The organism is Streptomyces sp. NPDC058157, assembly GCF_042884105.1.
In the GTDB taxonomy this organism is placed as follows: Bacteria; Actinomycetota; Actinomycetes; order Streptomycetales; family Streptomycetaceae; genus Streptomyces.
Map to the genome: position 1 here is coordinate 1 of NZ_JBHVUQ010000202.1, position 12627 is coordinate 12627.

At 74.5% G+C, this 12627-nt stretch carries 11 protein-coding genes and 1 pseudogene; 5 read left to right on the forward strand and 7 right to left on the reverse strand.

The features are described from left to right. From ACFVXK_RS32240 to ACFVXK_RS32255, 4 genes and pseudogenes are all read right to left on the reverse strand, one after another. A pseudogene (locus ACFVXK_RS32240) lies at positions 1-269 on the reverse strand (sulfate ABC transporter substrate-binding protein); the annotation flags it as partial. Positions 270-488: 219 nt separating this feature from the next. Continuing rightward, entirely contained in the window at positions 489-635 is a 147-nt protein-coding gene (locus ACFVXK_RS32245; RefSeq protein WP_389618754.1) for a putative leader peptide, read from the reverse strand. Positions 636-759: 124 nt separating this feature from the next. Next, complete coding sequence (locus ACFVXK_RS32250; protein WP_389618757.1) at positions 760-1221, reverse strand: RrF2 family transcriptional regulator; 462 nt, start codon at positions 1219-1221, stop codon at positions 760-762. Between the two features lie 91 nt (positions 1222-1312). Further along, complete coding sequence (locus ACFVXK_RS32255; protein ID WP_389618760.1) at positions 1313-2497, reverse strand: acyl-CoA dehydrogenase; 1185 nt, start codon at positions 2495-2497, stop codon at positions 1313-1315. 675 nt (positions 2498-3172) lie between these two features. Between ACFVXK_RS32255 and ACFVXK_RS32260 the strand changes: the two genes are divergently transcribed. Genes ACFVXK_RS32260 through ACFVXK_RS32270 form a run of 3 tightly spaced genes read left to right on the forward strand, consistent with a single transcriptional unit; the run spans position 3173 to position 6788 of the window. Beyond that, positions 3173-4228, forward strand: a complete 1056-nt coding sequence (locus tag ACFVXK_RS32260) for an NAD-dependent epimerase/dehydratase family protein (protein WP_389618762.1) — start codon at positions 3173-3175, stop codon at positions 4226-4228. After that, a complete protein-coding gene (locus ACFVXK_RS32265; RefSeq protein WP_389618765.1) occupies positions 4222-5529 on the forward strand; it encodes a DegT/DnrJ/EryC1/StrS family aminotransferase in 1308 nt (435 codons plus the stop codon). The genes ACFVXK_RS32260 and ACFVXK_RS32265 overlap by 7 nt, the downstream gene beginning before the upstream one ends. Positions 5530-5552: 23 nt before the next feature. Then, positions 5553-6788 (forward strand): MFS transporter, encoded by a 1236-nt coding sequence (locus tag ACFVXK_RS32270; RefSeq protein ID WP_389618768.1) that lies wholly within the window; start codon positions 5553-5555, stop codon positions 6786-6788. Between the two features lie 60 nt (positions 6789-6848). Here ACFVXK_RS32270 and glpK read toward each other — a convergent pair whose 3' ends face one another. The 3 genes from glpK to ACFVXK_RS32285 all read right to left on the reverse strand — a co-directional run bounded on the left by glpK (position 6849) and on the right by ACFVXK_RS32285 (position 10863). Further along, positions 6849-8366 carry a glycerol kinase GlpK gene (glpK, locus tag ACFVXK_RS32275; protein WP_389618770.1) on the reverse strand — a complete coding sequence of 506 codons (1518 nt, stop codon included), beginning with the start codon at positions 8364-8366 and terminating at the stop codon, positions 6849-6851. A 39-nt stretch (positions 8367-8405) separates the two neighbouring features. Continuing rightward, complete coding sequence (locus ACFVXK_RS32280) at positions 8406-9254, reverse strand: MIP/aquaporin family protein (protein WP_389618773.1); 849 nt, start codon at positions 9252-9254, stop codon at positions 8406-8408. Between the two features lie 184 nt (positions 9255-9438). After that, positions 9439-10863 carry an amidohydrolase family protein gene (locus ACFVXK_RS32285; RefSeq protein ID WP_389618776.1) on the reverse strand — a complete coding sequence of 475 codons (1425 nt, stop codon included), beginning with the start codon at positions 10861-10863 and terminating at the stop codon, positions 9439-9441. 409 nt (positions 10864-11272) lie between these two features. On the opposite strand from ACFVXK_RS32285, the gene infA reads away from it, so the two are divergent. Both infA and ACFVXK_RS32295 read left to right on the forward strand, forming a co-directional pair. Beyond that, the gene (infA, locus tag ACFVXK_RS32290; protein ID WP_079423768.1) at positions 11273-11494 is read left to right on the forward strand and encodes a translation initiation factor IF-1; all 222 of its coding nucleotides are present in this window, start codon (positions 11273-11275) and stop codon (positions 11492-11494) included. A 105-nt stretch (positions 11495-11599) separates the two neighbouring features. Beyond that, the coding region (locus tag ACFVXK_RS32295) for a LacI family DNA-binding transcriptional regulator (RefSeq protein WP_389618779.1) at positions 11600-12627 on the forward strand (1028 nt) is incomplete at its 3' end.

Consider the following 12627-nt stretch of genomic DNA (forward strand, 5'->3'; position numbering starts at 1 on the left):
GTCTGCGGCTTGATCTGGGTGCCGCCGAGCTCCTTGGCGATGATGCCTTCCTGGAGGCCGACCAGCGCGGTGGCGTGCGTCAGGTTCGGGAAGTAGCCGATGCGGACCTCGGACGCGGAGAGCGCCTTGGCACCCTCGGCGGAGGCGCCCGCCGCCTTGGGCTCCTCCTTCTTGGCCTCGGAACCGTAGCCGCAGGCGGTGAGCAGCAGGGGGAGCGCGGCGGTGACGGCGAGGGCGCGAAGGGCGGTGAGCGATCTTGCGGCAGACACGGGGGTGTCCTTTCGGGGGATGGGTTGCGGGGAGATGCGGTGCGGTGCGGCGACGGGCGTCGAGGGGCATCGGCGTGCACGGGGCCCGGCCGTCGGCTGCGGGAGCGCGGCGGCGGGGCCCGGGTGGACCGGAAGGTGAGAGCGGTGTCCGCATGGTGGGCGCGCGGTGGCCCGCCGTACGGCTGCTGCTCCGCCCGTGGATCCGGGCCGGGAGCGGTGTCAGGAAAGCTGACAGATGGCGCTGGCGGTACGGGCCAGGTCGATGTGCCGGCGGGAGATCAGGGACGGCGTCCGTCCCGCACGGTGCGGTGTGCGCATGGGTCGCCTCCCCTGGATTCCTAGTTTTCCCACCTGGTTGGTAGGCATATTGGCAGACGGGGGTACCCGCCCCAAGGGGGTGACCGGATGGTGGACGCCGCCGTCTCGCAATCCGAGAACGTGCAGGTGGGTCAGGGGGTCAGGGGGTCGCTGGGGTCAGGGGCCGGGACGGTCAGGGGTTGGCCCAGGCGCCCGGGGTGTGGGCCAGGGCGGACACCCCGGCGGGCAGCTCGCAGGAGGCGACGTCGGCGAGGGACACCCCGTCGAGGATCTCCCGGACGTTGGCGCGCAGGGCGATCCACAGAGGGAGCAGGGACTCCGCCGGGCCGGTGTAGGAGAGGTCCGGTGGGCGGACCCCGCGCACCGAGACGAGCGGCCCGTCCACGACGCGGATGACGTCGGCGATGCTGATGGACGCGGCGGGCCTGGCCAGCCGGTAGCCGCCGTTGCCGCCGCGCCGGCTGGTGACGAGCCCGCCCCGGCGCATGTCGCCGAGGATGCCCTCGAGGAACTTGTGCGGGATGTCCTGGGCCTCGGCGATGGCCTCGGCCTTCAGCGGCTCGTCCTCGTCCTGGGATGCGGCGAGCTGCAGTGCGGCACGTACCGCGTAGTCCGCCCTGGCTGAGATCCGCATGCCGACAGTATCGCGTACGGGGCCGGCCGGCGTCCCGCACGGGTGCGCCGCCGCCCCCGGGGCGCGATCCGGTCCCCGCCCGGCGCGCGGGTCAGCGGAAGGCGCCCGCCATCGGGCGGTGCGAGCCGTTGAGGTAGTGCTCGCCGATGGAGCGCAGCCGGTGCGCGGCCGGGCGCTGGGAGGTCAGGACGCGGGCGTTGCGCCAGAACCGGTCGAGGCCCGGGGCGTCGGCGAACTCCAGCACCCGGGCGGTGATGTGCAGGGCGGCCTTCGAGGTGACGGTCTCGGCCGTGGCGACCAGGGCGGCGACGGCCGCCGCCTCCTCCGCGTCGAGCCGCGCGCCGGCGTCGAGGGCCTGCGCCATCACCTCCGTCGCCCGGTCGGCCACGGCGGTGGCGGTCTGGGCGGCGGAGGCCAGTTCCCCGTACGCCAGGAAGAGGTCGGGGTCCTCGCCGGGCAGCCGGTGGGCGCGGCCGCTGCGGCTGAGGTCGCGGGTCTCGCCGAGGGCGCCCTCCGCGATGCCGAGGCCGACGTGACAGAGGGCGAGCCGGAGTGCCGGCTCGGCCAGCGCCGTGAAGGGCGCGGCCGACTCCTCGTCGCGCGGCCGGCGGCCCAGCACCTGCCCGGGCGGGACGGCGACGCGGTCGAAGACGGCCTCGCCCGCGCCGGCGACCCGCTGCCCCAGGCGGCCGCGGGCCGGTTCGACGTGCACCCCGCGCGCGCCGGGCGGGACGCGCACGACCAGGACGTCGCCCGTCGCGGCGCACACCGCGTCCACCAGGATCTGGTCGGCGGTGGCCACCGCCGTGTCCACGGGGCGGCGCCCCTCCAGTACGTGGCCCGTCGCCCGCGGCCGCAGCGTCAGGTCCGGCCGGCCGGTGTCCTCGTGGGGCGCGGGCGGGTGGACCGCGCCGGTCCACAGCCACTGTCCGCGCGCCGACTCCTCCTCGAGGGCGGCGGCGAGCTGGTCCGTGGCGTAGAACCGTCCGCTCCACGTGTGCGCGTAGTGCCGGGCGAGCAGCTCGCCGATCGAGCCGTCCGCCGCGGACACCTCGCGTATGACGGCGCATCCGGTTCGCCAGTCGGTCCCGCGGCCCGACCTCGGCGGGGTGAGGGCCGCGGGCAGGCCCGCCTCGCGCAGCCGGGCGGTCTCGTCGGCCGGCGGCTCGCCCGCCTGGTCGCGGGCTATGGCGTCCGCGGCCAGGTCGTCCGCCACGTCGCGGGCGGTCCGCAGCAGCGCGCGGCGCCGTGCGTCGGAGGGAACGGCGGTGGTCATGTCGGCTGCTCCGGGAGGTCGTAGGGCGGCGCGGGGCCGGCTGCCGGGAGGCGCGGGGAGGGCGCGGGCCGAGGACGGCATCCGATCCCCACCTTTCCCATCGGATTGATAGGAATAGTTGCCCGGCTGCGGCCTCCCCGGCAAGGGCGTGACCGGATGGCGGACCCGGCGGTCTTGAGATACGAGACATCGCAGGTCAGGGGTGGGTGCCCGCCCTCAAGGGTGACTCGGGGAGCGAGACGGGACCCTCCGTCAGCGGGCGTGAGGAGCAGGGGAGTCGGCCCGGCCGAGCCCCGGGGAACCGGCCATCCGGGCCCGCCGTGCCGAGCCCCCGTCACCCTTCCGGTTCGGGCGGAGCCTGCCCCTCCGCCCTAGGCGGTCGCGGAAACGTACCGGCTCCGCTCCTCTGGCCGCCGTACGGCCGGAAGGCGGGCAGTCTCGGCCAGTCTCCCCGGCCCCCCTTGCGCCCCCGGGGAGGCCGCGTGGTCAACTGGTCGAGCCGTAACCGATCAGGTGCGTGAGCGTCACCGCGGTCCGGGCCAGGGTTGAACAGCACCGCCGTTTCGAGCGCACCGCCGGGTGCGCGGCGGCAGGCGGGTGCGCCCCGGGTGACCACCGGCCGGCGGGCGCCCGTGCCCGTCCACTCCCTCGCCCTGAACCTCGAATGGAGCGATCGTGCACCACGGTCCCCACATCCCCGAAACCCCCTACGCGTCCGTGGCCGTCACCGGCGGAGCCGGTTTCGTCGGCCGGCACCTCGTCACGGCCCTCAGCCTCCTGTCCCGCCAGGTCACCGTCGTCGACCACGCCCCCCTCCCCGCCGAACTCGAGGCCCTGCCCGGCGTCTCCCACGTCCGCGCCGACCTGCGCGACTACGGCGAGACCTTACTGGCGCTGCAGGGTGCCGACGCCGTGTTCCACCTGGCGGGCAACGCCAGCGGGACCGAGTCGGTCGCCGACCCCCGCCGCGACTTCCAGCTCAACGCCCTCGGCACCTGCAACGTCGGCAACGCCTGCCTGGAACTGGGTGTGCGCCGCCTCGTCTACCTCTCCTCCGCCATCGTCTACGGCACCCCGCTCCACAGCCCGATCGGCGAGGACCACCCCACGCGGCCCTTCCTGCCGTACGGCGCCTCCAAGCTCTCCGGCGAGCTGACCCTGCGCAGCCTGTACGCGACGGCCGGACTGCCCGTCGTCATCGGCCGGTCCTTCGTCGTCTACGGTCCCGGCGAGGACCCGCGCCGCGCGGGCGGCGAGGTCTCGCAGTTCCTGCGGTGGCACCTCAACGAACGGCCCATCCCGGTGGTCGGCGACCTCGACCTCAAACGCCGCGACTTCATCCACGTCGAGGACCTGTGCCGGGCCATGCTGTTCCTGGCCGCCCGCGGCGCCGACGGCGAGACCTACAACCTGGGCACCGGCACCGCCGTCTCGATGCGCGAACTGGCCGGAGCGGTGGGCGCGGCGACCGGCCGCCCGGCGCTGCTGGACGCCGACACCTCGAGCCTGGCCGACAGCTTCACCCTCCTCGCGGACGTCACCCGTCTGACGGAACTGGGCTTCGCCCCGCGCGTCCCGCTGACCGAGGGGCTCACGGCCCTGGCCGCCCTGCTCGGCGCCTTCCCCGAGGTGCCCTCCGCCCGGGCGGTGTTCCGCCGTGAGGCACCGCCCCGCCGCAGGCTGACGGCGGGTGCCGCCGCCGGGGTCCGGGAGGAGGCCGGGACGTGCTAGCCGTGGACGGAGGGACCCCGCTGCTGGCCGGGAGCGAAGTGGCTCCCTGGCCGCAGGTCACCGATGCCGACCGCAAGGCCGTGCTCGACGCCCTCGACCAGGCGACCCCCTGGCACTGGCCCATGCGCACCGTCCGCGAACTGGAGGAAGCCTGGGCCGAGTTCACCGGCATGCCCTACGTGCTCGCCGCCAACTCGGGCACGGCCGCCCTGCACATGGCGATCGCGGCCGCCGGGGTGGAGCCCGGGGACGAGGTGCTCGTGCCGGCCGACACCTTCCTGGCCTCGGCCTCCTGCGTGCTCCAGGCCAACGCGATCCCGGTGTTCGTGGACACCGAAGCCGAGACCTTCACCATCGACCCGGCCCGGATCGAGGAACGGATCACCGACCGGACCCGTGCCCTCGTCGCCGTGGACCTCAACGGCCTGCCCGCCGACCACGACGCCCTGCGCGAGATCGCCGACCGCCGCGGCCTCGTCCTGATCGAGGACGCCTCCCAGGCCCACGGCGCCGAGTACCGGGGCCGCCCGGTCGGGTCGCTGGGCGCGATGAGCGGCGCCAGCCTCAACGGGTCCAAGACCCTCTCCGCCCTCGGCGAGGGCGGGCTGTTCGCCACCCGCGACGAGGAACAGCACCGGCTGGCCCGGCGGGTGCTGATGTTCGGCGAGGAACTCCCCGGCCAGAGCCGCGACTACAACGCCCGCATCATGGGCTGGAACTACCGCATCGACGTCCTCGCCGCCGCCTTCGCCCGCTCCCAGCTCACCCGGCTGCCGCAGATGTCCCTCGCCCGGCAGGCCAACGGCGCCGCGCTCACGCGTGCCCTCGCCGGCGTGCCCGGCATCCGTACGCCGGCCGTCCCCGAGGACCGCACGCACGTGTACTTCTTCTACCCGCTGCTGGTCATGCCCGAGGAACTCGGCCTCGACGGCCTGCCCGTCGCCGCCTTCCGCGACGCCCTCGCCCGGGCGGTGAACGCCGAGGGCCTGCACATCATGCGCTGGCAGCCGCAGCCCGTCCCCGGGCAGACCCTCTTCCGGGACCTGCGCGGCTACGGCCGGGGCTGCCCCTGGAGCTGCGGACACGCCCGGCCCGGACACCACTACGATCCCGCGCAGTACCCCGTGAGCGAGGAGATCTGCCTGCGCCGCCTGGTGCTGGGCCAGAGCTTCAGCTCCTTCGGGCCGCCCAACGACCGGGCGACGATGCGGCGCTACGCCGAAGTCCTGTACAAGGTCCTTGTCGAGGAACGGGATGCGCTGATCGCCCTGACCCGGCGGACGGCCGACGCGGCGCGGTGACACGACGACAGGGGACCGAGCGGATGCGCGACGAGCCCGAGCCCGGTATCGCGGACGGCCGGACGGCACCGGCGGCCCGCGACCGGCCCCGGAGCCGCGACGGAGAGCGGAACGGCGGCCGGAGCCCGCGGACGATGCGGGTCGCCGTCTGCGCGGTCTTCTTCGTCACCGGAGCCGCCTTCGCCACCTGGGCGGCCCGGGTCCCCGCCGTCCAGAGCCGGCTGGACCTGTCCGCCGGGGAACTGGCCGTGGCCCTCGTCGGCCTGAGCGGCGGCGCCTTCCTCGGGCTGCCGCTGGTCGGCGGCCTGGTCGCCCGGTACGGCAGCCGCACGGTCCTGTGCGTGGGCATGGCCGCCTACCTGGGCGCCCTCGCGAGCCTGCCCCACGTCCCGGACCTGGCCGTGCTCACGCTGGCCCTGGCCCTGTTCGCGTGCGGCAACACGGCCGTCGACGTCGCGATGAACACCCAGGGCGTCCTCGTCGAACGCGCCTACGGACGCCCCGTCCTCGGCGGGTTCCACGCCATGTTCAGCCTCGGCGGCATCACCGGCGCCACGGCGGGCGGACTGGCCGCCACCGCCGGGATCGGCATCCGGGCGCACTTCACGGTGGCGGCCCTCGTCCTACTGGCGGTGGCGGGCGCGGCGGCCACCGCCCTGGCCCCCGACCCGCCGTCGGCCGGGGGCCCCGCGCGGCGCGACCCCCTGCTGGCCCTGCCCGGGCCCGGCCTGTGGATCCCGGGCCTGGTGGCGTTCTGCGCGCTGATGGGGGAGGGGGTGGTCAACGACTGGGGCGCGGTCTACCTGAAGGAGGAGACCGGGGCATCACCGGGCGCGGCGGGCCTGGGCTACGCCGTCTTCTCCGCCGGCATGGTGGCCGGCCGGCTCACCGCCGACCGGCTGCGCGCCCGCCTCGGCACCGTCCGCTTCACGCTGCTGTGCGCCGCGGTCGCCGGAGCCGGGGCCCTCGTCCCGATCCTGGTGGCCACGACGGCGGCGGGCTTCGTCGGCTACGGGCTGCTGGGGCTGGGCATGGCCGCCGTCATCCCGCTTGTCTTCGCCCACGCCGCCGGGCTGCGGCCCGAGCGCACCGGCTCCTCCATCGCCGCCGTCTCGGCGGTGGGCTACGTCGGCTTCCTGGCGGGCCCGCCGGTCATCGGCGCGCTGGCGGAGGCGACGACCCTGCGGTGGGCGATGCTGGTGCTGCCCGCGCTGATGGCGGCGATGGCCGTCCTGGCCACCCGTCTGCGCCGCCCCTGACACCGCGGCGCGGCGCCGGGGCGGGCCCTTCGCGGCCCGCCCCGGCATCCGGTCGTACGGCTACTCGACCTTGGCCCAGTCGAGGGTGCGCTCCACGGCCTTCTTCCAGCCCGCGTAGCCCTCCTCCCGCCGGTCCTCGGACCACTGGGGCTCCCAGCGCTTCGACTCCTGCCAGTGGGTGCGCAGTTCGTCCGTGTCCCGCCAGAACCCCGTCGCCAGTCCCGCGGCGTAGGCCGCGCCGAGCGCGGTCGTCTCGGCGACGACCGGCCGGCTGACCGGCACGCCGAGGACGTCGGCCTGGATCTGCATGCACAGGTCGTTGGCGGTCACGCCGCCGTCCACCTTGAGCACGTCCAGGTGGACGCCGGAGTCCTGCTCCATGGCCTCCACCACGTCACGGCTCTGGTAGCAGATGGCCTCCAGGGTGGCCCGGGCCAGGTGGCCGTTGTCGTGGTAGCGGGCGAGCCCGACGATCGCGCCGCGGGCGTCGGAGCGCCAGTACGGGGCGAACAGGCCGGAGAAGGCGGGTACGAAGTAGATGCCGCCGCTGTCCTCGACGGTGGAGGCCAGGCGTTCGGTCTCGGCGGCATCGGTGATGATCTTCAGCTGGTCGCGCAGCCACTGCACCGCGGAGCCGGTCACCGCGATGGATCCCTCCAGGGCGTAGACGGCGGGTTGGCCGGCGAACTGATACGCCACCGTGGTCAGCAGGCCGTGCTGCGAACGGACCAGCTCGGTGCCGGTGTTGAGCACCAGGAAGTTGCCGGTGCCGTAGGTGTTCTTGGCCTCGCCCGGGGCGTAGCAGACCTGTCCGACGGTGGCCGCCTGCTGGTCGCCGAGGACCCCGGTGATGGGGATGGCGGCCCGCAGGGGGCGGGAGGAGCGGGCGTGCCCGTACGCCTCGGGGTGGGAGGAGGGGTTGATGGTGGGCAGCATCGCCCGCGGGACGCCGAAGAAGCCCAGCAGCTCGTCGTCCCAGTCGAGGGTCTCCAGGTCCATCAGCATGGTGCGGCTGGCGTTGGTGACGTCGGTGGCGTGGATGCCCCCGTCGGGGCCGCCGGTGAGGTTCCACAGCACCCAGCAGTCGGTGTTCCCGAACAGGGCGTGCCCCTGCTCGGCGGCCTCGCGGACCCCGTCGACGTTCTCCAGGATCCACTGGATCTTGCCGCCGGAGAAGTAGGTCGCCGGCGGCAGGCCCGCCTTGCGCCGGATCACGTCACCCTGCCCCGAGCGTTCCAGCGCCGCGGCGATGGAGTCGGTGCGGGTGTCCTGCCAGACGATGGCGTTGTAGTAGGGGCGGCCGGTGCGCGGGTCCCAGACGACGGTCGTCTCGCGCTGGTTGGTGATGCCGATGGCCGCCAGGTCGGTCGCGGAAAGGTTTCCGTGCCGCAGGGCGTTCTGGATCACGGAGTTGGTGCGTTCCCAGATCTCGACCGGGTCGTGCTCGACCCACCCCGAGCGGGGCAGGATCTGGGAGTGCTCCAGCTGGTGCCTGGCCACCTCGCTGCCCGCGTGGTCGAAGATCATGAAACGGGTGCTGGTGGTGCCCTGGTCCACTGCGCCGACGAAGTCAGCCATGGGTTGCCGCCTCTCTTGGGCCCGTCCTCGCGGGTCGGATCAGCTCTCGTCCGGGGCCGGCACGCGCCCGGGGGGCTCCGGCTCGGCGGTCGGCAGGTACCGGCCGATGAAGAACTTGTACAGACCCGCGCCCAGCAGGCCGCCGATCAGCGGACCGACGATGGGCACCCAGAAGTAGAAGTTCCCGTACTGGTCGCGCCACGCCCCGCCGTACCCGGTGAGGAAGCTCGCCAGGCGCGGGCCGAAGTCACGGGCCGGGTTGATGGCGTAGCCCGCGTCGGTGCCGAAGGCCATGCCGATCGCCACCACGATGAGGCCGACGATGAACGGCCCGAGGTTGGCGCCGGGCGGAGTGTTGAGCAGGTCCGTCACCGCGAGGATCAGCAGCATCAGGATCGCGGTGCCGATGACCTGGTCGCGCAGCGCGCCCCATTCGGTGACCGGCAGGTTGGGATTGCCGTTCGCCGGCAGCGTGGAGAACACGCCCTGCGTCTTGATGGTGTGGGTGGGGTCGACCTTCGCCAGCGCCTCGGAGTAGTTCCAGCGCACGATGAGGGCCGCCACGAAGGCGCCGGCCGTCTGGGCCAGCGCGTACGGGGCCACGTGCTTCCACGGGAACCCCTTGAACGCCGCGAGCGCGACCGTCACCGCGGGGTTGAGGTGCGCACCGCTCAGCCGGGCTGCGACGTACACGCCGAGGGTGACGCCGAGGCCCCAGGCCCAGGCGATGCTGTCGTGGTTGCCGAGGCCGCCCGGCGGAGTGGTGAGGCCGCCGCCGGCGACCACCTGGGCCACCACACCGACGCCGAAGAGGATCAGGATCATGGTCCCCGCGAACTCCGCCGAGAGCTCGCCGATCAGCCCGGACTTCTTGAGCCGCTCAGCCATGGGTGCCCGCTTCCCGCCGGCCAGAGACCGGCCGTCGACTGCCCCGAGTCCTGCGGGCCGGGCCTTTCGGATCAGGCCTGAGCAGGCCCGATCCCAGACACACGGCCTAGCGTCATCGTAAGTCCGGCGGGGGGATCGGGCGCGCGGGCGCGGGAGCGGCGCGACGCTCCCTCCAGGCGCCCCGCTACGCCGAACGCAGCCGGGCGGCCGCCGTCTCGGCCTCGCGGACCACCCGCGCCGTGTCGACGTCGACCAGCCGCCCGCCCAGTTTCAGCGGCCGTCCGTCCACGAACACGGCGTCGACGTTCTCGGGGCGCCCGTTGAAGACGATCTGCCCGATCCAGTCGAAGCGCGGTGCGAAGTTCAGCGCGGCCGGGTCGACGACCAGCAGGTCGGCCCGTTTGCCGGGGGTCAGCGAACCGACCCGGTCCGCGATGCCGAGGACCTCGGCGCCGCCCAGGGTGGCCATCCGCAGGACGTCCTCGACCTGCGGGAAGACGTCGGCCTCGGTCGACCGGGCGCGCTGCAGGCCGATGGCCGTCTTCATGAGCGCGTGGAAGTCGGACGTGTCGTTGGTGCCGCCGTCCAGGCCGAGGCCGACCTTGACGCCCCGGCGCCCGAGGTCCGACAGCCGCATGATGCCGGAGGCCAGCCGCATGTTGCTGAGCGGGCAGTGGGCCAGGCGCACGTCGCGTTCGGCGACGGCGGCGACCTCCGCGTCCGTCAGGTGGATCGCGTGGTTCATCAGCAGCCGGGGGCCCAGCGCGCCGATGTCGGCCAGGACGCCGACGGGGTCGTCGGCGCGCATCTCCGGGCGCTCCAGCACATGGGAGTTGAGCATGACCCCCAGCTCCTGGGCCAGCTCCCAGTGGGCGCGGTTGTCGGCCTCGGCGGCGCGGGCCGCGTGGGTGGCGACCTGGAAGGAGCCGAGCGGGACCGGGTCGACGAGCTCCTTCTTCACCTTCGCCGCCAGCGCCCCGTCGGGGGCCGGCGGGTAGAGGGCGTAGGTGAACCGCAGGCCGGTGCCGGCCAGGGCCCGTAAGTAACTCTCGACGAGGTCGTACGAGAAGATGTCCACCCAGTCGACCAGCGTGGTCACGCCCGACTGCACGGCGTCGAGGGCGGCCAGCCGGACGAAGCTGTGCAGGGCGTCGGGGGTCAGCAGGCCGCGCTGGGGATCGGTACAGGCCCGGAACCAGCCGAACAGGTCCCGGTCGCTGCAGCCGCCCCGGAACATCGCCTGCCAGAGGTGGTTGTGGGTGTCGACGAACCCCGGCATGACCAGCTTGCCCGAGCTGTCCACCACCCGGGCGCCGGGGGGCGCCGCCAGCGAGCTGCCGACGGCGGCGATCGCCCCGTCGTGCATCAGGACGTCGGCGTTCCGGAGGACGCCGAGGGGACCGCTGCCGAGGGCGGGGTCCATGGTCAGCACCAGGGAGGCCCGGCGGAGCAGGACCGTCCCCCCGCCGGGGGCGGGCGGCCGGGCGGGCCGGGGGAGCGCGGGGCGGGGGGCGCCGCCGAGGAGCAGCGGGGTGGCGGCGGCCAGCCCGAGACCGGCGAGGAGACCGCGGCGGGTGGGTGCGGGGGGTGCGGCGGGGATGGAGTGCATGGCGTGTTACCTCCCGAGGGCTCAGTACGGAAGGCCCGCCCGGGCGGGAAGCTGACGGAGCGTCGGGCCGGGGCGGGAGAACACACGCAGCATTCCCAGTGGATGGCCGTTCGATAGACATCAGTGGAAAACTTTTTCCGGAGTGCCGGCTGCCGGGGGGCGCCGCCGCCGTACCGCCCCCGGAAAACCGGTTGGGCGGGGAGCGGCCGCCCGGTAGTGTGCGCTGGGCCGTGACCGACCCCCACCGCCCCCGGCGCTCTCGCACGCTTCCTCCCCCAGGTCGCCGCACCGGCCGGGGATCACCTCCGTCCGGGCCGAAGCGGACGCGGCCGACACGGCGGGCACCGCCCTCCTCGAAGGAGTCGGCGCCGCACGCAGGACCCACCTGAACCGAGAGAAACGGAATACATTGCCGAGAACAGCCAAGGGCATCGAAGTCGAAGGCACCGTCGTCGAGTGCCTGCGCAACGCGACCTTCAAGGTGCAGCTCCAGAACGGGCACCAAGCGCTCGCGCACATCAGCGGGAAGATCCGGAAGAACTACATCAAGATCCTGCCCGAGGACCGCGTGCTCGTGGAGCTGAGCCCGTACGACCTCACCCGCGGCCGGATCGTCTACCGGTACCGCTGACCCGGAGGCGGCAGGAGGCGGCCGGGGCGGGGCTGGAGGACGGCGGGCGGTTCGGTGAAGATGGGGGGACCGACCCGGCCGTCCGAGCGAGGAGCGCTTCCGCAGATGCCCAGTTCCGCCTCCGGCACCGCCGACGGCGCCCGCCGGCGCAAGCCGACGATCGCCGACGTGGCCCGGGCCGCCTCCGTGTCGCCGACCACCGTGTCCCACGCCCTCAACGGACTCGGCAAGGTCGACCCCCGGACCCGCGAACGCATCAAGCGGACCGCCGCCGAGCTCGGATACCGGCCCAACCTGCGCGCCCAGCGCCTGCGCAACGGCGAGGCCAAGGCCATCGCGCTCGCCTCCTCCATGCCCTTCGCGGTGGCCGCCGGACCCTCCCGGCTCGGCTTCTACATGGAGATCGCCGCCGCCGCGGCCGAGCGCGCCATGGTGCACGGCTACGCGCTCGTCCTCGTCCCGCCCGTGCAGTCCGGATCCCCGCTGCACTCCCTCGACATCGACGGCGCCGTCGTGGTCGAGCCCGGCGAGGACGACCCGGCCGTCGCCGGGCTGCGCGAGCGGGGACTGCCCTACGTGGCGCTCGGCCGTGAGGTGGCCCGGCCGGACGCCCCGTACGTGGACCTGTGCGGCGGCGCCGTCACCGGACTGCTGCTGGAGCACCTGCGCGAGCAGGGGGCCCGCCGTCCGGCGCTCCTCATCGGCGCCGGCAGCCGCCACTCCTCCGTCGACGCCCGCGCCGCCTACGAACGCGCCGCCGCCGCCGACGGGGGCTGGCCCCCCGTCGTCGTGACCGCCCCGGAGGAGGGCGGCGAGCAGGCCGGGTACGAGGCCTGCGCGGCCCTGCTGGCCGGGCACCCGGAGACCGACGCCGTGTGCGCCCTCGTGGACGTCTTCGCGGTCGGCGCCGTCCGCGCCGTGCGCGACAGCGGCCGGCGCGTCCCCGAGGACGTGCTGGTCGCCACCCGGTACGACGGGCCGCGGGCCCGTACCTGCGAACCCCCGCTCACGGCCGTCGACCTGCACCTGGACCGGGCCGCCGCCGACGCCGTGGAACTGCTCCTGTCCCGGCTGCGCGGGGGCGGGGCCGCCGGGGGGGCGGCGGCGGCGGCCCCGGCCCCCGCGGTGGGCCG